Source organism: Marinomonas sp. 63XJN7_7_ISO-PGPR-S23-202 (genome assembly GCF_056173505.1).
The window spans coordinates 532,253-552,714 of record NZ_CM149677.1 but is presented as its reverse complement, the minus strand read 5'-3'; the positions used below and the strand labels follow the sequence as shown (position 1 = coordinate 552,714).

Sequence of the window (20,462 nt, the reverse complement as noted above, 5' to 3'; positions counted from 1 at the left end):
TATTTAAGGTATGCTCCATCATACAACCCTTGGACATTACTTTATTCATTGATCGAAAAATCAGCCTAATGACCACCAACAAACCACATCATCTTCTAGAAAACATCCCCAAATATCAGTCTTTTATTCTGCTATTTGTCCTTTCCAGTCTCATCGGTGGCTTTTTAGAATGGTTCCACTTACCAGCAGCCTTATTACTTGGCCCCATGATTGCCGCGATATTCATTACCGTAAGAGGCGCAAGGTTAAGACTCCACAAGCCTGTCTTTCTATTAGCGCAAGGTTCACTTGGCTTCATGATTGCCTCTCATCTACCTCTAAACCTCTATACTGAGGTCGCTAAAGACTGGCCTGTTTTTTTACTTGGTACTTTATCCACGGTCGTAGCATCGAGTTTCCTTGGCTGGCTATTAAGCCGCACCGGATTACTACCAGGCACCACGGCAATTTGGGGCTCTTCCCCTGGTGCCGCCGGGGCGATGACCCTTATGTGCGAGGCGTATGGTGCCGATATGCGACTGGTTGCCATGATGCAATATTTACGAGTGGCCTGTTGCGTGGTTGCAGCATCCGTCGTTGCTCATATCTATAATGTCAGCTCAACATCCAGTCATACTGTCGGCAATTGGCTCTTAGTCAGCTCATGGCAGGGCTTTGGGTTCACCTTGTTACTTATCTGTATTGCCTCTTATATCGGAGTGAAGCTGCGCTTACCTGGTGGCCCGTTGCTCATTTCGATTGCTTTAGGGGTATTACTGAAAGCCACAGGACTATTAACCATTGTATTACCTACTTGGTATCTAACCATCAGCTATGGCATATTGGGCTGGGGAATTGGCTTTCGGTTTTCCCCGGAAGTCGTGCGCCACGCCGTTAAAGTCTTTCCTTATGTATTAGGCTCAATATTGGCGTTGCTTTTTCTCAATGGCTGCTTTGCTATTTTGTTGGTATATTTTGCTGACATCGACCCACTCACCGCTTTTCTGGCCACTAGCCCAGGAGGAGCCGATTCCGTCGCCATTATCGCCGCCTCCACTAATGCCGATGTCGCCTTCGTTATGACAATGCAAATTTTACGCTTTCTCTTGGTATTGATTGCTGGGCCTTTGCTTGCTCGCTGGTTGTCTGCCAAGCAGCCAAATGAAACCGCACTATAAACGTCTTCGAAGCATAAAAAAACCACGCTTTTTTACGTGGTTTTTTTAACCGGTACAAACTAAAGCCTGAATCAGTCTCCCTTTATTATTTATTTGGCAAGATTCTCAGGACCAAATGACAAAGGCAGCAACTCATCCATGGTAAGGGTTTTCTGTATTTGTGTTGGGCTACAAATATGAATTCTCGTTTGCTCAGTAGCAAACTCACGAATTTTCTGCCGACAACCACCACAAGGAGTCACTAGCATATCACCCTTTCCCATTACATAAATGTCTTGAATTTGAGCGTCACCGCCACGCACCATGGCAGCAATGGCTCCTGCTTCAGCACAGGTCCCCTCTGGATAGGCCGCATTTTCAACATTACAACCTGAGTAATACTTGCCACTCATCGTCAAAATCGCCGCACCAACATGAAAATGGGAGTAAGGCACGTAAGCCTTATCCATCGCCTCTTTTGCTAGCTTAAAAAGCTCGGAGTTTTCCATTTTTCTTATCCTGCTATTAGGCTCGTTCTTTCACGTAAGGGCGGCCGATCGCTTTTGGCCCAACGGCTTTACCGATAAAGCCAGCCAATAACAATATGGTTAACACATAAGGTAACGATTCAATTGCCTGTACTGGCACTTCACCAACCCCTGGAATAATCACACCTTGCAAACGTACAGCCACCGCATTCAAAAAGCCAAACAGCAGACAAGCAAACATCACAGGAACAGGTCGCCACTTACCAAATATCAATGCCGCTAGGGCCATATACCCCTGACCCGCACTCATATTTTTCAAGAAGCCCGCATTGTGCGCCGTCGACAAGTAAGCACCCGCCACACCACACAAGACGCCACACATCATCACTGCTCGGTAGCGTAACCAAGTCACCGAAATCCCTGCCGTATCCACAGCATGGGGATTCTCCCCTACAGCACGAAGGCGTAATCCAAATCGCGTTTTATAGACAATCCAATAGGTTGCCGGCACCATAATGAAGGCCAAATACACTAAAATATTATGGCCACTGATCAGGTTCGAATATATCTGCCCAATAACGGGGACACCCTGTATCGCATGAGCGAAAGGCAAGGTAATAGCTAAGAAACGCTGATCACCTGACAGAGCAGGTGTTTGCCCCCCCAGATGAAACCAATGCAAACCAAGGGTTACCGTTATCCCCGCAACAATGGTATTAATCGCCACCCCCGAGACAATATGATCGCCACGATGAGTAATACAAGCAAAACCATGTATCAAGGCCAAAGCAACGGAGGCGATGATGCCAAAGATCAAACCGATCCAAGCAGAACCAAATACCGCAGAGGCCGCCGCCGCAGCGAATGCACTACCGAGGATTTTCCCTTCCAAGCTGATATCAACAATACCTGCTCGTTCGGAAAAGAGCCCCGCCAAAGCCGCCAAAATTAATGGCGCAGAGACACGCACGGTCGCGTCCAACATTTGAATAAGCGTATCGTACATTTTATTTCTCCTGTGCTGCTGCGGCTCTGCGAATAAAGAAGCCTTCTATACGATCTTTAAACATGTGCTCTAAAGCGCCAGAAAACAAAATAACCAAACCTTGAACCACCACAACAATGTCCGGTGTAATTTGCGGCATATCAAATGACACTTCCGCACCACCCTGATATAAAGCACCGAACAAAATCGCCGCAAGGAAAATACCAACAGGGTGATTGCGCCCCATCAACGCCACCGCAATCCCAGTAAAGCCATAACCCGCTGCAAAATTCAGCAACAGGCTGTGGTTGACCCCCATGATTTCATTTATCCCCACAAAACCCGCTAGTGCGCCCGATACCAACATCACCCAAATGGTCACTTTTGCGGTATCAATGCCAGCGTATTTTGCAGCAGTAGGATTGGTCCCTAAGGTTCGTAGCTGATATCCCCAACGAGTATGCCAAATTAATAGCCACACCCCAAAACAGCACAACAAGGCCCAAAAGAAAGAGAGGTTTACCGGAGAATCGCCGATATCAATCCCCAAGGGTGTCAGCAAAGTATGCAAATAAGGCATCCAAGCATTTTGCTCAAACGTACGGCTGTTTAAAGACATGTTTTGCGTCCCTTTTAACCAGTTCACCATCAGATAAACCATTAAAGACGACGCAATAAAGTTGAACATGATCGTGGTAATTACAATGTGGCTACCACGACGCGCTTGAAGATAAGCTGGCACGTAGGCCCAAGCGGCGCCAAATACCGCTGCCCCAATAATCGCCAAGGGCGCAATAACGATAAATGGCATTGAATGATCCAATGCGAGACACACTAAGCCAACGCCTAAGCCACCAATATAGGCTTGGCCTTCACCACCAATATTAAACAAACCCGCCTTAAAGGCCACGCACACAGCCAGCCCGGTGAAAATAAAGTTTGTTGCATAATATAGCGTGTAGCCAATCCCTTCGCTGTAGCCAAAGGCGCCGTAAATCATATAACCAGCGGCTTCTATTGGGTTTTGACCAATGGCATAAATCACCAAACCAGAAATAACAAATGCCAAGGTAATGTTTAACAATGGGATCAATACAATATTAACCCAAACTGGGACTTTTGCCTGATTCATGCTGGCTCTCCTTGTGGATCATCACTGTAAGAGTTCGCCATCATCAAACCAAGAACGCGTTCGTTAGCGTCTTTTGCCTCCAGCTCGCCAACCACCGCACCATCAAACATCACGAGGATGCGATCACTCAATGCCATAATTTCATCCAACTCTACCGAAACCAACAAAATTGCTTTGCCAGCGTCTCGTAAACTAACAATTTGTTCATGAATATTTTCGATTGCGCCAATGTCCACACCACGTGTTGGCTGACCAATCAGCAACACATCAGGGTTTTGCTCCACTTCGCGGGCAATCACAATTTTTTGCTGATTACCACCTGAAAAATTGGCCGTTTTCAGATATGGATTAGGTGGTCGAACGTCCCATGCGGCCATGCGCTCACTGCATTCATCTAACATGACTTTACGATTCATAAGAAACTTGCCGTTATAAACTGGCGAGTTATGGTAGCCTAATATCGCTGACTCATAGGCCTCAAACCCTGTTACCAATCCCATTTTATGACGGTCTTCTGGTACATGAGCCATCCCCATATCACGCATTTGTGCCGCATTTTTTGGTGCACTGACAGAAATCACTTCACCGGCGAAATGGATTTCACCTTCGCTCATGGCCGTAATACCAGACAGCACATTCAACAGCTCACTCTGGCCGTTTCCGGAAACCCCGGCAACCCCCAAAATTTCACCCGCACGCAACTCTAAGTTGACATCTTTCAAGCGCCTTACACCTTGGCTGTCAACCTGAGAAAGGTGCTTAGCGGATAGAACCACCTTGCCAGGCTTTGCTTCTTCTTTATTAACCGTCAAGCGAACTTTTTTACCGACCATCAATTCAGCCAGTTCTTCTTTGTTGGTTTTCGACGTTTCTCGATGAGCAACCATTTCCCCTTGGCGCATCACCGAAACATTATCCGTCGAGGCCAAAATTTCGCGCAATTTATGGGTGATCAATAAAACCGTCACTCCCTTTTCTTTCAAGGAGTGCAAAATACGAAACAAATGATCCGCTTCCTGCGGTGTCAGCACTCCCGTAGGTTCATCGAGGATCAAGATTCGCGCGCCACGATATAAAGCTTTCAAAATTTCCACGCGCTGTTGTAGGCCAACGGGAAGCTCTTCCACCACCGCATCGACGTCAATATCCAAGCTATACTGAGAAGCCAATCGCTTTAACTCAGCACGCGCATTACTAACCCCTTTTCGTAATAAGGCGCCACCTTCGGCTCCCAACATTACGTTTTCCAGTACGGTAAAATTTTCCACCAACATAAAGTGCTGGTGAACCATACCGATACCCGCTTTTATTGCATCTTGCGAAGTGCGAATATCAACGATCTCGCCATCCACTTCAATATGACCCGTATCCGCCTCATAAAAGCCATAAATGATACTCATCAAAGTGGATTTTCCTGCCCCATTTTCACCGATGATACCGTGAATACTTCCCTTAGGTACTTGCAAGCAAATGTCTTTATTGGCCTGAACCGCACCAAAGCGCTTGCTTATATCACGCAACTCTATTGCGTATGGAATAGTTGTATTTATCATAACTAAATAATGATTCGTCTATGTTGTATTGGGGCAGCAAATGCATTTAATCCCCCTTCAAAACAGGAAAAATCAAATACATCAACCCACCTAACCCGCCGGATTAGGAAGCATGTTTGATTCACACACAGCGTCCTGCATAAATGAGACTATTAAGGATGCAGGCGCCATTATCGAGACAAGAAAACGTGTTCGTGCTCTCCCTCTCAATACCGAATATGGGTAATCGAACGGAACAGCCATTCGTACAATAAATCTTGGGCAAATCTATTAATCAAAAGAGCAAAAACAAAAAACGTCAAAGACAAAAAAACAGCGACTCATATCAATAAGTCGCTGCTTGATTGTGTGTCTCTTACATATTACAGCTGTTGTTTACAGAGTAATCATGTACTTTGATCTTACCATCGATGATGTCTTTACGAATTGTCTTCATTTTCGCTTTCATCTCGGGAGTGATCAATTTTTCGTTATACTTGTCCAATGCCCAATCGACACCATTATCCGCAAGGCCAAGGGTCACTACACCAGGTTTCCAGTCTCCAGCAGCCGCACTTTTGTATACATTGTAAGCAGCCTGATCAACACGCTTAACCATAGAAGTCAGCATCACGCCTGGATGAAGGTAGTTTTGATCTGAATCCACACCAATTGCGAACTTGCCAGCATCGGCTGCGGCTTGGTAAACACCAATACCCGTTCCACCAGCGGCCGCAAAGATAACATCAGCCCCTTGGGAAATTTGGCTTTTGGCCAGTTCAGAACCTTGAGTTGGGTTACTGAAAGCAGCCCCCGTAGAACCAACAAAGTTAACAATCACTTTATCTTTTGGTGCAATGTATTTTACACCTTGTTTGTAACCACAGCTAAACTTACGAATCAGCGGAACATCAATTGCACCAATAAAGCCAACCGTATGGGTTTTAGACTTCATCGCAGCCAAAGCCCCTACTAAGAAAGAGCCTTCTTGTTCTTTAAAGACAATCGATTGTACGTTTGGCAGCTTAATCACGCTATCAATGATACTAAAATGAATATTAGGGAAATCTTTTGCCACTTTCTCTGTGGCAGCAGACATACTGTAGCCTACGGCAATAATCGGAGAGTAACCACGTTGTGCCAAACGACGAAGACCTTGCTCAACTTGCGCTTCATTTTTTGGTTCATATTCACGTATTTTCTGACCCGTGTCTTTCTCGTATTTTAGGACACCGTTATAAACACCTTCATTGAAAGATTTATCGTATTTACCAGCTTGGTCGTAAACAACCGCCGGCTTATCAGTTGCGGCATGAGCTAACGTTGCAGACATTGCCAGTGCGGTCACAGACGCAAGAAAGACACCTTTCATTCCAATTCCTCTTATGGTTTTTTAATTGTGGCATCGACATTTAAAAGAAGGTGCAAATAAATTCTCTAAGCCTCAGGTTTTCAGAGACCAAAGAACTTGTTCCTACCTTCCTTAAGTTGTCTATCCGGTCAAAAATAAACTTATTCAACTCATATCGCAATCAAAAAACAATCAAAGTAGATTGTTTTTTGAGCGACGATTCTTAGCAACACATTTTTTATTCACTACTCAAGAACTATAGACGAATAAAATCGACTAAAGTCGAGCAATAAACATGCCTATCTTATCTATTTAGTCAGGTTTGGCAATTTGGGCAATAAACGGTACTGCGCTGGCCTTGACGAATTTCTTTCAACTCACTACCACATTGACGACAAGGCTTACCGGCTCGACCATACACGGCTAACTCCTGCTTAAAATAGCCAGGCTTACCATCACCACCGACAAAATCTCGCAATGTTGTACCACCTTGCTTAATTGCCGAGGCAAGCACCATTTTAATGCACTCAACAAAATAAGCTAAACGAGCTTTACTGATTTTACTCGCCATACGAGTAGGACGAATACCCGCCATAAACAGGGCTTCATTAGCGTAAATATTGCCAACCCCCACAACCACTTTACTGTCCATAATAAAGGTTTTAATCGCCACTTTACGCCCCTTTGCCTTTTCATGTAGATAATCTACGTGAAAATCTGGTGACAGAGGCTCTGGACCCAAATGGTTCAATAGCTCATGCTGGAGCCAATCATTTGTCGTCCATAAGATGGCACCAAAACGTCGAGGGTCGGTATAACGCAGCCAATTCGCCTCCCCTGCAAAACAAAAGTCCACATGATCGTGAAACAAGGGCGGGGTATTGGCTGGCACAAAATACAAGCTACCAGACATGCCCAAATGGATAATTAAGGTTCCCTTGGCGGTATGAATGCCAATGTATTTTCCTCGCCTAGACAAGTGAGTTATGGCTTGACCTTGCATTTGCTCCGTTAATTCAGGCGTGATTGGCCAACGCAGCTTTGGCTGACGAATATCAATCTTAGCCACTGTCTGATTAACAAGATGCGGTTCGATGCCTCGTAGCGTTGTTTCTACCTCTGGCAACTCAGGCATGAATAAAATCCCACAAACGATTAAAAAGAAGCGATTATACTAACCCTTTAGACAAAACTCTTTATTTTAGATAAGAATTTTTCAATACCGAACATCGAATACAAAAAAACCGACTCGCTGAGTCGGTTCCTTTTGACAAAGATCGAAAATTATTTAATTTTCGCTTCTTTGTACATAACATGCTTACGTACAACAGGATCAAACTTTTTCATTTCTAGTTTGTCTGGAGTATTACGCTTGTTCTTGTCAGTTGTGTAAAAGTGACCAGTACCAGCGGAAGATACCATGCGAATAAGATCGCGAGCGCCTTTAGAAGCCATGATTCAGATCCTTATACTTTTTCGCCGTTAGCACGAAGGTCAGCAAGAACTGATTCGATGCCTTTTTTATCGATAATACGCATACCTTTAGAAGAGACACGTAAACGGATGTAGCGGTTCTCACCTTCGACCCAAAAACGGTGCCAGTGAAGGTTAGGAAGAAAACGACGCTTAGTACGACGCTTTGAGTGAGAAACGTTATTACCTGTAACAGGACGTTTCCCAGTAACTTGACATACGCGAGACATAATTAAATACCTTTTGCTATCCAGAAAATTATTGGAAGTGTGCTTTCACTTCCTCAGGCGGAGCATGATTCCTTATGAATCAAAAAAATCCCGTACCGAGGATATAGCGGCGCGCATTTTCCCATAAGCGGAGCCATTGAGCAATTCTTTTTGTTAAAAAAATGATCAATTGCCGCGATCTAACAAAAGGCACCAAAGAAAAGCATAATGATGGATGACGCTCCTTATCGAAACGAGCGCCTACCTTGCGCAGCGTCACTATGTTTTTCTAACAATAATCAGCTGGACACACATAACAAGATCAACTAAACGCCAACAAACAGTTTTTTCTTATAAGAAAGCTGAATCAACCCCAAAGCAAGCAACATGCCTAAGACAACGCACGCAATACCTGTAACTTCCACCCAAGTCACCACTTCATTTAAGATAATTACCCCCAAGCAAAGCGCAAAAGGAGGAACCAGAGCAGCAAATACAGAACCTTTTGCGGCACCCAATAAAGAAACACTTTTCGAATAACTATACAGGGCAAAAATAGCCACCAATACTCCTTGAAAAGTTCCATGTATCAAAAGTGTAGGAACCGAAAGATTGGTAAACAAAGAGTCGTGGTTAAAAGCGTATAATGGTAAACACGCTATTCCAGAGACTACAGAAACCATTGACGTCGCTAGCCAAGCACTAAGCTGCCAATATTTACAACACAAAGTAAAACTAGCCCACAAGACACCACAACCAACAAACATCAAATCCCCCATAAAAACCTGCGGACTCATACTGTTAAGGCTGTTCCAACCAACGAACAATACTCCAAGCACAACCACAAACACTCCGGCCAGCCGTTGACGAGACAAGGTCTCAGAAAGAAAACACACACTGCCTAAGGTCGACACAACCAACATACAACTGGGAGCAATAATGCCAAAATGAGCACTTGACGAAAGTGAAATACCTTTCATTGCCAGCAAGACATAAGGCATACCCGCACCAATAGACAACGCGACACCTTTGGTAAAAAATATTCGCAAAGATACAGAGTGATAAAATAAAACGGGGAACAATATCAAACCGGAAACGCCAAACCGTAGAATAGAAATTTCGACAGAGGTAACGCTCTGAATTTGAGCCAATTTCGATATAACAGGCCAACTACCCCAAATTAGCGATGCGATTAACCCCATACCAATCCCCAAAAAAACATCTTTATTCTTAATCAGCATCTATCTACTCCCCATTATTTGGCTTTTCTCTATTTTAGTAGCACACTTAGAACGGTTCGCAGAAAAACAGCTAGCTACACGCTGATTAACTGCGTATATTTTTATTTTTTGGGGATTTTCTGCGCTATGGATTCTTTTGACTACCAACTATTAAAATTAATGCAATCCAATGCCCGAAGAACAACAGAAGAAATAGGTCAACTTATTGGTTTGTCGGCAACCGCCGTGCAAAGAAGATTAAAAACATTGAGACAGTCAGGAGTCATAGAAAAAGAAATTGCGGTACTAAGTCCGGTTGAATTAGGCGGTCATATACTAGTCATTGTTGAAGTCGTCTTAATACAAGGTGGCAATTCGGTAATAAATAACTTCAAACAAAAAACCCTAAACTACCCTGAAGTACAACAATGTTATTATGTTGCCGGAGACAATGACTTTATTTTAGTGATCGCCACAAAGAGCATGCAACGATACGATATCATTACCCAAGAGCTATTTTTGGACGACAAAACCATACTCAAGTTCCATTCCAATGTAGTAATGGGAAATGTCAAAGTGAGCTTAGAAGTGCCATTACCCTCAAGCTCACATTGACTTACTACGTTTTTCTATTAAGAGCTCCTTCTCCAGCAAGGAAAACGGCGAGCCCTCACCAACAATAAAGTGATCAGGCAGTCGTATATCAACCCAATAACTGTTTGATTTTACTTGCAATACTGATATCAATCTAACTTGACTCAGTAAACAGCATCGTCTTTTATAAAAACAATCAATACAGCTCTTTTATTTCAGCGTTTGCATCAACGAGGTTTCGATCAAGCTCTCAAGTTCTGCATGAATATCTGAGCGCGCATGGATCACTTGGATACCAGATAGTGACCGCTAAATTTTTCCCTCTTAATGATGAAAATATGTTCAGACTTTGCACACCAACATAACTGTCAGCCCAAGCAAAAGTGCCTCCAAACATCAACCAATTTAAAAAAATAGTTCGAACTTTCATATCAGCCTCTCTGTCTAGATAATGAAAGCTGGAATATTAAGTACAATATAGTTAAAGAACGCCCCATATCACGATCTAGGACGCTCTTATCATTTTTACCATGAATCTACAAAAGCCCTCTTTCAGCCAGTGACACAGGCGCGCCATCCCCCACCACAAAATGGTCTAGCATCCGCACATCAACAAGCTCTAATGCCCGTTTGATTCGATCCGTTATAGTAATATCGGCCTGACTAGGCTCCGCCACACCACTTGGATGGTTATGAGCAAGGATAACGGCAGCGGCGTTATATTGCAGAGCGGCCTTGACCACTTCCCGTGGATACACGGCAGCGGCATCAATGGTGCCCATAAAAAGCTCTTGATAGCGAATTAAGCGATGTTGTGAATCCAAAAACAGCACTGCAAACACTTCCCGTTGGGAATGGCGAAGCTGGGAAGACAAGTAAGTACGGACGTGCTCGGCACTGGTAAATACCGTTTCACGCACAAGTTGCTCGTGCAAATGTCGCTTCGACATTTCTAGCACCGCTTGTAACTGGGTGAATTTTGCATCCCCCAATCCTAGCCCTTTGCAGAATTCCTCACGACTGGCCGACATCAGCGAACGCAACCCACCAAAGTGACTCAATACTTGCCGAGCCAACTCCACGGCACTCAAACCTTGCGTGCCCGTACGCAGAAAAATCGCCAACAACTCGGAATCACTCAATGCGCCCGCACCATGATGGATCAGTTTTTCTCTGGGTCTTTCTTGCTCAGGCCAATGCTTAATACTCATGATCTCCTCCTTGATCCATGATAATCTTGCGCTACTGCAATTATACTAGAAAGGCTGAGGCTTACTTTGTACAAGGTTGGTCAAATCAAATAACCAACCTACATTACGACGCCTCATCCTATTATTACCTTATCGGCCATGGCTTAAATTGAGAAGTTTTTTTATGTCGTCTATCCATCAAAAACGCATTCTACTGGGTATCACTGGCGGCATTGCTGCTTATAAGAGCATCGAGCTTATACGTTTGCTCAGTAAAGCGGGTGCGAATGTTCAGGTAGTGCTTACCGAGGGCGCTAAAGCCTTCGTTACCGAGATGACATTACAAGCGGTATCGGGAAACCCGGTTCGTAGCACCCTATTAGACCCCAACGCCGAAGCGGGCATGGGGCATATTGAGCTCGCTAAATGGGCAGACTTTATTATCATAGCCCCGGCATCGGCCGATTTTATGGCACGCTATGCACAAGGCATGGCAAACGATTTACTAAGCACTCTGTGTTTAGCAACGCAATCCCCCGTTTTATTAGCTCCAGCCATGAATCAAGCCATGTGGCGTCATCCTGCCACTCAAGCAAATGCTTCTTTATTGGCTGATCGCGGTGTATTAAGCATTGGTCCAGCCGAGGGCGCGCAGGCCTGTGGTGATATTGGCCCTGGTCGCATGAGTGAACCACAGGATATTACCCAGGCCGTCGCGGCTCATTTTGAAAATACAAATATGGCTCAAGACTTAGCAGGGCAACATTGGGTGATTACGGCAGGCCCCACCATGGAGGCTATTGATCCTGTTCGCTATATCAGCAACCATAGTTCTGGCAAAATGGGCTATGCCCTAGCGGCCGCCGCACAGGCCCGTGGCGCAAACGTCACTTTGATAAGCGGCCCCGTACAAATCACAGCACCGAATGGCGTGCATATCATACCGGTAAAAAGTGCCGATGAGATGCTTGCTGCTTGTGAGAATACCATGACCCCACAAGCCGATGTCTTTATTGGCGCTGCTGCCGTCGCAGACTTTAAAATGAAAGCCGTCTGTGATCAGAAAATGAAAAAGCAAACCAACAGTGATGAATTAACCCTCACGCTGGTTAAAAATCCAGACATCATTGCCACTCTCGCCAGTAAGCGTCTTGCCCGCTGCATTATCGGCTTTGCGGCAGAAACACAAAATGTCATGGATTACGCTAAAGACAAACTAGCTCGTAAAGGATTAGATATGATCATTGCCAATGATGTGTCTCGCGACGACATAGGTTTTAACAGCGACGAAAACCAAGTCACCGTCATTACCAAAGACGCAACATGGCAGCCAGAAAAGGCTGCAAAAGCGGATTTAGCCGTCTCACTGGTGGATTGCATTAGCAGTCATTACCATAAAACTCGTTAACCATTCTTTTAAACAGTAAGTGAACTTTTATGAAACACCCTATCCAAGTAAAAATTCTGAGCGACAAAATCGGCAAAGACATCCCTATGCCAACCTACGCCACAGAAGGCTCTGCTGGTCTTGACCTTCGCGCTTGCCTAGACCAAGCAATCGAGCTTGCTCCTGGTGAAACAACATTGCTGCCAACGGGGTTATCTATTTATATTCAGGATCCAAACCTTGCTGCGACCATTTTACCTCGCTCTGGCCTCGGACATAAACATGGCATTGTGCTGGGTAATTTAGTCGGCTTGATCGACTCTGATTACCAAGGTGAACTGATGGTCTCTTGCTGGAATCGAGGCAATACCACCTTTACCATTGAACCCGGTGAACGCGTTGCTCAAATGGTGTTATTACCTGTCGTTCAAGCGGAATTTAACATTGTCACTGAATTCGAAAAAACCGAGCGAGGCGAAGGCGGCTTTGGCCATACAGGTACCAAATAAGCCAATGCAGTATCAACCCTGTTAGTAAAGAAAGAGACATATGGGTGAGGGAAATTCATCTATATGTCTTACCTACCAACTTTTCTTCACCTATCCTCTTGCCCTATTGTGAAAATTAGTTTCATAAGTCATTTAGTGGATCATTTTCCAATAAAATCTATAGTTAATCTGTCAAGTTCACGTTATTATTTCGGGGATAAGTGGTTGCTTACACTCACCAAGAGCCTTAAGGAGCAAATCACTTTACAAATACACGCCCCATTTTGATGATCGTAAGAGTCTTTGGCTCTTTTTCTGACAGGAGTAAGTTACACGTGGCTTTTTCGCGAGAATCCGCTTTAGATGTCGCCAATATATTAAGTGAATCACTGCCTTATATTCAGCGTTTTGCAGGCAAAACCCTCGTTATAAAATACGGTGGCAATGCCATGACAGACGAAAAGCTCAAAGCCGGCTTCGCTCGTGATATTGTGTTAATGAAAGCCATCGGAATTAATCCTATTGTGGTGCATGGTGGTGGCCCGCAAATTGGTGAGATGCTACAAAAGCTTAATATCGAATCAAAATTCATCAATGGCATGCGCGTCACCGACTCGACTACTATGGATGTGGTTGAAATGGTACTCGGTGGACAAGTCAACAAAGACATTGTCAGTATGATCTCTCAAGCAGGCGGAAAAGCCATTGGCTTAACCGGTAAAGATAGCCACTTTATTCAGGCTAAAAAGCTGTTTGTAAAACATCAAGCGGAAGGAATGAGCGCACCAGAACCAGTCGACATCGGTCATGTTGGTGAAGTTGCCAGCATAGATATCAGTGTCTTAAAGGTGCTGGAAAACAGTGATCTTATTCCGGTTATCGCACCCATTGGCGTGGATGCTGAAGGCAACTCTTACAACATCAATGCCGATTTAGTGGCTGGGAAAGTCGCAGAAGCGGTTGGCGCAGAGAAACTTATGCTGTTAACCAATATTTCTGGTGTACAAGACAAAAACGGCAATGTACTCACAGGGCTCAGTACCGCTCAAGTTGATGCACTCATTGCCGATGGAACAATCTACGGTGGTATGTTGCCCAAGATCAGCTGTGCATTGTCTGCAGTCAATGCCGGCGTTACCAGCGCGATCATTAATGATGGTCGCGTCCCCCATGCTGTACTGTTAGAAATACTCACAGACAGAGGGGTAGGTACACTGATCTCTAATGTAAAAAAAGACGAAGAATAAGCAACGTACAAGCCAACCCTGCCCAATTAGAGGCACTCAACGACAATAATGGGTTTGATACTGGACGGTCAGATGAGCACAAAAAAAAGCGATCGACGCACGCAAATACTACAAGCTCTGGCACAAATGCTTGAAAGTAGCCCAGGCGCCCGCATAACAACGGCAGCCTTGGCAAAACAAGTTGGAGTCTCGGAAGCGGCGCTCTACCGCCATTTTCCTAGTAAAGCCAAAATGTTTGAGGGTTTGATCGAGTTCATTGAAGAATCATTGTTTACTCGTATCCACCGCATTGTTCAAGAAGAAGCCGATGTATTAACTCGTATTGAGATGGTACTGACATTGACGCTTGGCTTTGCAGAACATAACCCTGGCATGTGCCGCCTGTTAACGGCTGATGTACTGGCTGGTGAAACGGATCGCCTACGTATTCGCATCGCACAATTATTTGAGCGTATCGAAACGCAGCTAAAGCAAGTGATGCGCGAAGCGGATTTGAAACAAGGGCTACGTCCAGCCATGGGCGTCGCACCCTGTGCCGATCTTTTGATCGCCATAATAGAAGGGAAGATTCGCCACTATGTACGCAGTGATTTTAAAGTCAAACCAACCAGTGTGTGGACGGAACAGTGGTCCACATTGGCACAAAATTTGATGCTAAATCGCTAAACTAAAGGGTATCGCTGACATAAGGGGTATCGCTGAAATAAAAGGTGAGGATCTCATAAACAAGACCCTCATTGATGGTTAAATACCGTATTGATCTCGGTACGCTTTGACGTCATCAAGATGTTTAGCAAAGCTTGGGGAGTCCTGCTCTGCTAAATACGTCATGATGTCGTTAAGCGACACAATACTGACAACAGGCATTTGGAAGTCCCGTTCGACTTCTTGGATTGCGGATAGTTCACCTTGACCACGTTCTTGGCGATCTAAGGCAATCAGGACACCGGCAGGCGTTGCGTTGGCTCCTTTAATGATGGCCATCACTTCGCGAATGGCAGTTCCGGCGGTTATTACGTCATCGATAATCATGACATTACCAGCCAGATCTGCACCAACCAGTGAACCGCCTTCACCGTGATCTTTTGCTTCTTTACGGTTGAAGACGTATGGTGTGTCCACATTATGATGGTCATACAGAGCCACTGCCGTGGTTGTCGCAAGGGGAATCCCTTTGTAAGCGGGACCGAATAGAACATCAAATGGAACATTAGCTTCCATTAACGCGGCAGCGTAGAAACGTCCTAACTTAGCCAGCGCTTGACCAGAAGCAAACAAGCCTGCATTAAAGAAGTAAGGACTAACACGGCCAGATTTAAGGGTAAACTCGCCAAAACGCAAAACATTTTGCTCAATGGCGAATTCAATAAAGTCTTTTTGGTAAGGTTTCATGCCAACTCCAGATAGATTAAATACGTAACAAAGCGCCGCCAAGAACGAGCGAAGCCATGCCAACTTTGGATAGGTGCTAATATAACACACGGCTAGGAATTGTAGGGACCAGAAATGAAGGTCATCAGCCTTAATGTAAACGGTATAAGACAAGCAGCCGATCGCGGCTTTTTTGAATGGATGGTTCGTCAGAACCCTGATGTTGTATGTCTACAGGATATACAAGCAGATGAACGCAGTCTCAATGACAGTGTTTTCTTTCCTCCAGAGTTCAATACCTACTTCTTCGATTCCGTCGAGAATCCGGATCAAGCAGGTGTTGCGATTTATTGCAAAACCATGCCTAAGGCCATTATGACTGGCATGGGCTTTCCTGAATGTGACTTTGAAGGCCGCTTTATCCAAGCTGACTTTGATAAAGTGAGCATTGGTACGTTCTTAACTCCTCATGGCTCCAACCATGAAGATGCACTACAAGAACATAAGTATCGCTTTATGGAAGGTTTTAAAAACCATTTGATCAAAACACGCCGTAAGCGCCGCGAATTTATTTTTTGCGGGACAGCCAATGTTGCGCGTTCCCCAATCGATGTTAGTAGTTGGTTTGTCAATCAACGTAATTCTGGATTTTTGCCAGAAGAGCGTAAATGGATCAACGAAATATTCAATGAACATGAATACATTGATGCCTTCCGCCAGGTAAACAAACAAGATAAACAGTACACTTGGTGGCCTGATTATGAGCGCGCTTGGAAATTGGATGAAGGCGGTCGACTTGACTACCAGATCACCACACCAGGGCTACGCAATATCATCCAAGGAGGCAGCGTCTACAAAGGACAACGTTTCTCGGATCACGCGCCATTAATTATGGAATACGATATCGACTGATCTTCTTCAGCGTCATAAAAGTAGCGCACTAAAAAGTAAAAAGCCCGCGGTACAAGGTGACCGCAGGCTTTAATGGGATAACACGCCTTAACAACAGACAAAGAGCAGCATTAAGCCGTCTCGTTTTATCTGTACCCCATTAGCTGAGCGCCTCGACTGTAACAGACAGCCTAAGTTGATGCATATCACCTGAGGCAATTTGATAGCCATTGTTTAATGCATTGGCGGTTTCCACACAGACAAAGTGACGATAATCATCGTCCTCCATATCCCCGCGCTTTTTAGCCAATTCAGGGCCAGGGTTCCACAGTACAGTACTTTGACTGCCTTGGGTGCGGAGAGTAATCTTACGAGCGAAACTGGCATCCTCAATAACACACTCATCAGGCGAATCAATATACACACTGTCCAGGCATTCAAATGGCGTGATAACACCGCTCTGCTTTTTACGAGCACCATTGTCGAGCTTATCGATAAACGACACGCCATCTAACCCCTGAACCTGAACTTGGTGATTGTCTCCCACATGAAAATAGGTATGCAATGCTTCTGTCACTGCCATCGACTTATCCGATAAATTAGCGGCAGAGAAATTGATACTAAAACCATTGCCCGTAAAGCGAAATACTTGACGTAATTCGAATGCCTGAGGCCACATTTCTTCTAGCAAAGGATGATCCTCTGAGGCCAGACGCAGTACAATTTTTACATCGCCATTTTTGAAGCGTCCGGCTTCGGAAAATTGCCAACGAAAGTAACGAGCCAAACCATGAGCAGGATAATCCAGTTGCTTTTCATTAGCCCCAAACCATGGCCAACAAACGGGCACACCGAAATGACGGCGGCCGAAACGCGTTTGATCTCCTTGGTTAGCAGACTGAAACAACAGATCCTTTTGGCCTGTTGGCACAAAGCTCACTAAATGACCACCCCACAATGCAATGCGAGCATGGTATTCAGGCTGATCGATAACAATCTCATCACACTCTCTAAGGCTTGCGGGCAATAAATCCCCACCCAGCGCTTCCAACTCTTGTATTAGTTGGCCATTCATTCATGACTCCATTAGATAATCCGGTATGCACATAGTATCCTGACAGTAGGCGATTACAATAGCCTACACTTATGGCGACTATTTTGCTTGTAAAAGTTTATGGAATTAAGGCTTAACCTCAAGGCCGTTTTAAGCTATAAACCAGCCTACAATGGGCGTTTTTTCATAGCGAAAAAGCGCCTAAATTTTTGATACTAATCGCTTAATCTATGAAGAGTTTTGCCCATGAATCAATTTAATGAACCAAAAATGGTCATCGGTAGTGAGGAATGGTGCGCCTTTCCATCCATCAATATCCCTGCGGTGAAAGCTCGTATCGATTCTGGAGCAAAAACCTCGTCTCTTCATGCCATTAATATTCATTTTTTCTCCCGAGACGGCGTCCAATGGGCTGGCTTTGAGGTACACCCTCTACAGGAAAACCGCAAAATCACTGTACATTGTGAAGCACCGATTATCGACCATCGTGTTGTTAAAAGCTCCAGTGGTGATAAGGAGAAACGTCCTGTTATTCGAGTCCCTCTCGCCATTGGTGAAAAGTCCTGGGCAATCGAAGTCACACTCACCGATCGCGATAGCATGGGCTATCGCATGCTGTTGGGGCGTGAGGCGATGAATGGTCGTATTTTAGTCGACCCTGAAGGTTCTTGTTTATTAGGAGATCACTGCCAAAACGATTTAGCGAACTTATATAAAGCCCCTGAAATGCGTACCGAGGGATTAAAAATTGGCTTACTGGCAAGCAATCCAGACTTGTACAGCAACCGCCGTATTATGGAAGCCGCCGAATCTCGTGGTCACGAAATTCAATTTTTAAACATTAAAAATTGTTATATGAAGCTAGATGCCACCACACCGGAAATTCACTACCGTGGTGGTCGTTTATTAAATGATTTGGATGCCATCATTCCACGCATTCGCCCTAGCAAAACCTTCTACGCATGCACCCTATTGCGCCAATTCGAATCACTCGGAGTGTATTGCTTAAATACCTCCATGGCAATTGCAAAATCCCGAGACAAACTACGCTCCCTACAGTTATTGCTAGATAATGGCTTACAGATCCCGACTACAGGCTTTGCTAACTCGCCACTCGATACTGACGATCTAATCAATATGGTTGGCGGTGCCCCGTTGATCGTCAAATTACTGGAGGGAACACAAGGCAAAGGCGTTGTGCTAGCAGAAACCCGCAAAGCCGCCGACAGTGTCATCAATGCCTTTAAGAGCCTCAATGCCAACATTTTGGTTCAGGAGTTTATCAAGGAAGCCAGCGGAAAAGACTTACGCTGTTTTGTGATTGATGGCAAAGTGGTGGCCTCCATTCAACGTATCGCCGCTGTTGGCGAGTTTCGTGCCAACATTCATCTAGGTGGGCGAGCCGAGCTCGTTAAAGTCACCGCAGAAGAAAAGCGCCTAGCCATTAAGGCCGCCAAAGCCATGGATTTAAAAGTAGCGGGCGTCGACCTCATTCGTTCAAACAAAGGCCCCTTAGTACTAGAGGTCAATTCTTCCCCTGGTTTGCAAGGTATCGAAACAGCAGCCAACGAAGACATTGCTGTCAAGATGGTCATGGCAATCGAAAAGCAGCTGCGCATCACCAGCGAGTAAACACGGTGCCCATCAAACAGCTTGATGGGCACAAGATTTTCTGTAAACACTTACAGTGAAGAGTGAAGTGAAATTCTGTTTAGACCAATACAAGCTTTATGTAGGCGAAGGCACACATCAAGCGGATATTGTGGACTGGTTGCGACCCGCTTTTTTCGATTGATACAAGGCTTGATCCGACCGATTTAGCCAAGCAAAAGCACTACCATCTTTTTCATTCAGTTCAGCGATTCCCAAACTAATTGTAACCTTGATACTCGCTGATTTCGTTTTAAACACTCGTGCGGCAATTTTTTCACGGAATTTTTCACAAAAGGATTTGGCACTTTGTTGATCAGTGTTAGGCAGCAGCATGATAAACTCTTCACCACCATAGCGCGCCACAAAATCCCCCCGTCGGGTGGAAGAAATCATTTCGACGGCAATCTCTTTAAGAATTTGATCGCCTGCCAGATGTCCGTATTGGTCATTAACATCCTTAAAGTGATCCAAATCGATCATTACCAAGGAGTGTGGCCCTGTGCCTTTTTTCAAAAATGAACTAAAGGTCATCTCCAACGCCTTTCCCAAACCACTGCGATTGTTTAACTCAGTTAATGGATCAATCTTACTGAGCAGCTCCAATTGACGGTTCGCAGAAGACAGAGCCATTCTATTACTCGCCGCATCTGTCACATCATAAACAGCAATACACGCATGTTCTAATGTACCATCTGCATTCGTTAACGGGCGTAACGTGATATTCTGGTACATTTTTTCAGCCAGCCCAGTAATAGGACGGTAGCTTTTAAAGGGGAACAAATGCGGACACTGCTCCCAAGAAATAAAAACAGACGTGCGCAAGCCAAATACGTTATCGATTTTACGCTTCAACCACGCTTTATCAATGGAAGGAAAGAGTTCAAAGAAATCCTGTCCCTTAGCAGAAGTTGAACTTTTACCACTATGGTTTTCCATAAAACTGTTCCACAGTGTGATTTGATACTGCTTATTGATCACAACAAGGCCAAGATCAATATGGTTGAGCATATCAAATAACCAGTGCAGCTCCATTATCTCTTCTGTATGACGTTGCATACTCA

21 protein-coding genes and 1 pseudogene are annotated in these 20,462 nt (G+C 44.8%); 9 read left to right on the top strand and 13 right to left on the bottom strand.

Features of this window, described 5'->3' with window-relative positions; genetic code table 11:
* Positions 1–68: 68 nt before the first annotated feature.
* Positions 69–1,157, top strand: a complete 1,089-nt coding sequence (locus AC0VYG_RS02455) for an AbrB family transcriptional regulator (RefSeq protein ID WP_475430770.1) — start codon at positions 69–71, stop codon at positions 1,155–1,157.
* Positions 1,158–1,246: 89 nt separating this feature from the next.
* Here the strand turns inward: AC0VYG_RS02455 and AC0VYG_RS02450 are convergent, their stop codons facing one another.
* From AC0VYG_RS02450 to AC0VYG_RS02410, 9 genes are all read right to left on the bottom strand, one after another.
* A complete protein-coding gene (locus tag AC0VYG_RS02450; RefSeq protein WP_475430769.1) occupies positions 1,247–1,645 on the bottom strand; it encodes a cytidine deaminase in 399 nt (132 codons plus the stop codon).
* Positions 1,646–1,661: 16 nt separating this feature from the next.
* A complete protein-coding gene (locus AC0VYG_RS02445) occupies positions 1,662–2,630 on the bottom strand; it encodes an ABC transporter permease (protein WP_475430768.1) in 969 nt (322 codons plus the stop codon).
* 1 nt (position 2,631) lies between these two features.
* On the bottom strand, positions 2,632–3,741 hold the full coding sequence (locus AC0VYG_RS02440) for an ABC transporter permease (RefSeq protein WP_475430767.1): 1,110 nt from the start codon (positions 3,739–3,741) through the stop codon (positions 2,632–2,634).
* Positions 3,738–5,294 (bottom strand): ABC transporter ATP-binding protein, encoded by a 1,557-nt coding sequence (locus tag AC0VYG_RS02435; RefSeq protein WP_475430766.1) that lies wholly within the window; start codon positions 5,292–5,294, stop codon positions 3,738–3,740. The genes AC0VYG_RS02440 and AC0VYG_RS02435 overlap by 4 nt, the downstream gene beginning before the upstream one ends.
* 355 nt (positions 5,295–5,649) lie before the next feature.
* A complete protein-coding gene (locus tag AC0VYG_RS02430; protein ID WP_475430765.1) occupies positions 5,650–6,645 on the bottom strand; it encodes a BMP family lipoprotein in 996 nt (331 codons plus the stop codon).
* A 295-nt stretch (positions 6,646–6,940) separates the two neighbouring features.
* Complete coding sequence (mutM, locus tag AC0VYG_RS02425; RefSeq protein ID WP_475430764.1) at positions 6,941–7,759, bottom strand: bifunctional DNA-formamidopyrimidine glycosylase/DNA-(apurinic or apyrimidinic site) lyase; 819 nt, start codon at positions 7,757–7,759, stop codon at positions 6,941–6,943.
* Positions 7,760–7,908: 149 nt separating this feature from the next.
* Positions 7,909–8,079 (bottom strand): 50S ribosomal protein L33, encoded by a 171-nt coding sequence (gene rpmG / locus AC0VYG_RS02420; protein WP_011978459.1) that lies wholly within the window; start codon positions 8,077–8,079, stop codon positions 7,909–7,911.
* 11 nt (positions 8,080–8,090) lie between these two features.
* Positions 8,091–8,327, bottom strand: coding sequence for a 50S ribosomal protein L28 (gene rpmB / locus AC0VYG_RS02415; RefSeq protein ID WP_067012586.1), 237 nt, complete (start codon positions 8,325–8,327; stop codon positions 8,091–8,093).
* 305 nt (positions 8,328–8,632) lie between these two features.
* Entirely contained in the window at positions 8,633–9,547 is a 915-nt protein-coding gene (locus tag AC0VYG_RS02410; RefSeq protein ID WP_475430763.1) for a DMT family transporter, read from the bottom strand.
* A gap of 126 nt (positions 9,548–9,673) precedes the next feature.
* Between AC0VYG_RS02410 and AC0VYG_RS02405 the strand changes: the two genes are divergently transcribed.
* A complete protein-coding gene (locus AC0VYG_RS02405; RefSeq protein WP_475430762.1) occupies positions 9,674–10,141 on the top strand; it encodes an Lrp/AsnC family transcriptional regulator in 468 nt (155 codons plus the stop codon).
* A 515-nt stretch (positions 10,142–10,656) separates the two neighbouring features.
* Here AC0VYG_RS02405 and radC read toward each other — a convergent pair.
* A complete protein-coding gene (gene radC, locus AC0VYG_RS02400; RefSeq protein ID WP_475430761.1) occupies positions 10,657–11,331 on the bottom strand; it encodes a RadC family protein in 675 nt (224 codons plus the stop codon).
* Between the two features lie 163 nt (positions 11,332–11,494).
* On the opposite strand from radC, the gene coaBC reads away from it, so the two are divergent.
* The 4 genes from coaBC to slmA all read left to right on the top strand — a co-directional run bounded on the left by coaBC (position 11,495) and on the right by slmA (position 15,098).
* Entirely contained in the window at positions 11,495–12,718 is a 1,224-nt protein-coding gene (gene coaBC / locus AC0VYG_RS02395; protein WP_475430760.1) for a bifunctional phosphopantothenoylcysteine decarboxylase/phosphopantothenate--cysteine ligase CoaBC, read from the top strand.
* Positions 12,719–12,747: 29 nt separating this feature from the next.
* Positions 12,748–13,206: a dUTP diphosphatase gene (gene dut / locus AC0VYG_RS02390; RefSeq protein WP_475430759.1), complete on the top strand. Its 459-nt coding sequence runs from the start codon at positions 12,748–12,750 to the stop codon at positions 13,204–13,206.
* Positions 13,207–13,520: 314 nt separating this feature from the next.
* On the top strand, positions 13,521–14,432 hold the full coding sequence (gene argB / locus AC0VYG_RS02385; protein ID WP_475430758.1) for an acetylglutamate kinase: 912 nt from the start codon (positions 13,521–13,523) through the stop codon (positions 14,430–14,432).
* Positions 14,433–14,504: 72 nt separating this feature from the next.
* The gene (gene slmA, locus AC0VYG_RS02380) at positions 14,505–15,098 is read left to right on the top strand and encodes a nucleoid occlusion factor SlmA (protein ID WP_475430757.1); all 594 of its coding nucleotides are present in this window, start codon (positions 14,505–14,507) and stop codon (positions 15,096–15,098) included.
* Between the two features lie 78 nt (positions 15,099–15,176).
* Here the strand turns inward: slmA and pyrE are convergent, their stop codons facing one another.
* Positions 15,177–15,824, bottom strand: coding sequence for an orotate phosphoribosyltransferase (gene pyrE / locus AC0VYG_RS02375; protein WP_475430756.1), 648 nt, complete (start codon positions 15,822–15,824; stop codon positions 15,177–15,179).
* Positions 15,825–15,938: 114 nt separating this feature from the next.
* Between pyrE and AC0VYG_RS02370 the strand changes: the two genes are divergently transcribed.
* Positions 15,939–16,715: an exodeoxyribonuclease III gene (locus AC0VYG_RS02370; RefSeq protein ID WP_475430755.1), complete on the top strand. Its 777-nt coding sequence runs from the start codon at positions 15,939–15,941 to the stop codon at positions 16,713–16,715.
* A gap of 139 nt (positions 16,716–16,854) precedes the next feature.
* Here the strand turns inward: AC0VYG_RS02370 and AC0VYG_RS02365 are convergent, their stop codons facing one another.
* On the bottom strand, positions 16,855–17,769 hold the full coding sequence (locus AC0VYG_RS02365) for a D-hexose-6-phosphate mutarotase (RefSeq protein WP_475430753.1): 915 nt from the start codon (positions 17,767–17,769) through the stop codon (positions 16,855–16,857).
* Between the two features lie 225 nt (positions 17,770–17,994).
* On the opposite strand from AC0VYG_RS02365, the pseudogene AC0VYG_RS02360 reads away from it, so the two are divergent.
* Positions 17,995–18,399 (top strand): annotated as a pseudogene (locus AC0VYG_RS02360) (ATP-dependent zinc protease family protein); the annotation flags it as partial.
* 75 nt (positions 18,400–18,474) lie between these two features.
* Complete coding sequence (rimK, locus tag AC0VYG_RS02355) at positions 18,475–19,380, top strand: 30S ribosomal protein S6--L-glutamate ligase (RefSeq protein WP_475432513.1); 906 nt, start codon at positions 18,475–18,477, stop codon at positions 19,378–19,380.
* A gap of 117 nt (positions 19,381–19,497) precedes the next feature.
* On the opposite strand, the gene AC0VYG_RS02350 is transcribed toward rimK, so the two are convergent.
* Positions 19,498–20,457, bottom strand: coding sequence for a GGDEF domain-containing protein (locus tag AC0VYG_RS02350; RefSeq protein ID WP_475430752.1), 960 nt, complete (start codon positions 20,455–20,457; stop codon positions 19,498–19,500).
* Positions 20,458–20,462: the final 5 nt, after the last annotated feature.

What these genes read in the sequence shown, in the direction of transcription:
- AC0VYG_RS02455 (WP_475430770.1), top strand. Translation starts at nt 69, where the DNA reads ATGACCACCAACAAACCACATCATCTTCTAGAAAACATCCCCAAATAT.
- AC0VYG_RS02450 (WP_475430769.1), bottom strand. Translation starts at nt 1,645, where the DNA reads ATGGAAAACTCCGAGCTTTTTAAGCTAGCAAAAGAGGCGATGGATAAG.
- AC0VYG_RS02445 (WP_475430768.1), bottom strand. Translation starts at nt 2,630, where the DNA reads ATGTACGATACGCTTATTCAAATGTTGGACGCGACCGTGCGTGTCTCT.
- AC0VYG_RS02440 (WP_475430767.1), bottom strand. Translation starts at nt 3,741, where the DNA reads ATGAATCAGGCAAAAGTCCCAGTTTGGGTTAATATTGTATTGATCCCA.
- AC0VYG_RS02435 (WP_475430766.1), bottom strand. Translation starts at nt 5,294, where the DNA reads ATGATAAATACAACTATTCCATACGCAATAGAGTTGCGTGATATAAGC.
- AC0VYG_RS02430 (WP_475430765.1), bottom strand. Translation starts at nt 6,645, where the DNA reads ATGAAAGGTGTCTTTCTTGCGTCTGTGACCGCACTGGCAATGTCTGCA.
- mutM (WP_475430764.1), bottom strand. Translation starts at nt 7,759, where the DNA reads ATGCCTGAGTTGCCAGAGGTAGAAACAACGCTACGAGGCATCGAACCG.
- rpmG (WP_011978459.1), bottom strand. Translation starts at nt 8,079, where the DNA reads ATGGCTTCTAAAGGCGCTCGCGATCTTATTCGCATGGTATCTTCCGCT.
- rpmB (WP_067012586.1), bottom strand. Translation starts at nt 8,327, where the DNA reads ATGTCTCGCGTATGTCAAGTTACTGGGAAACGTCCTGTTACAGGTAAT.
- AC0VYG_RS02410 (WP_475430763.1), bottom strand. Translation starts at nt 9,547, where the DNA reads ATGCTGATTAAGAATAAAGATGTTTTTTTGGGGATTGGTATGGGGTTA.
- AC0VYG_RS02405 (WP_475430762.1), top strand. Translation starts at nt 9,674, where the DNA reads ATGGATTCTTTTGACTACCAACTATTAAAATTAATGCAATCCAATGCC.
- radC (WP_475430761.1), bottom strand. Translation starts at nt 11,331, where the DNA reads ATGAGTATTAAGCATTGGCCTGAGCAAGAAAGACCCAGAGAAAAACTG.
- coaBC (WP_475430760.1), top strand. Translation starts at nt 11,495, where the DNA reads ATGTCGTCTATCCATCAAAAACGCATTCTACTGGGTATCACTGGCGGC.
- dut (WP_475430759.1), top strand. Translation starts at nt 12,748, where the DNA reads ATGAAACACCCTATCCAAGTAAAAATTCTGAGCGACAAAATCGGCAAA.
- slmA (WP_475430757.1), top strand. Translation starts at nt 14,505, where the DNA reads ATGAGCACAAAAAAAAGCGATCGACGCACGCAAATACTACAAGCTCTG.
- pyrE (WP_475430756.1), bottom strand. Translation starts at nt 15,824, where the DNA reads ATGAAACCTTACCAAAAAGACTTTATTGAATTCGCCATTGAGCAAAAT.
- AC0VYG_RS02370 (WP_475430755.1), top strand. Translation starts at nt 15,939, where the DNA reads ATGAAGGTCATCAGCCTTAATGTAAACGGTATAAGACAAGCAGCCGAT.
- AC0VYG_RS02365 (WP_475430753.1), bottom strand. Translation starts at nt 17,769, where the DNA reads ATGAATGGCCAACTAATACAAGAGTTGGAAGCGCTGGGTGGGGATTTA.
- rimK (WP_475432513.1), top strand. Translation starts at nt 18,475, where the DNA reads ATGCGTACCGAGGGATTAAAAATTGGCTTACTGGCAAGCAATCCAGAC.
- AC0VYG_RS02350 (WP_475430752.1), bottom strand. Translation starts at nt 20,457, where the DNA reads ATGCAACGTCATACAGAAGAGATAATGGAGCTGCACTGGTTATTTGAT.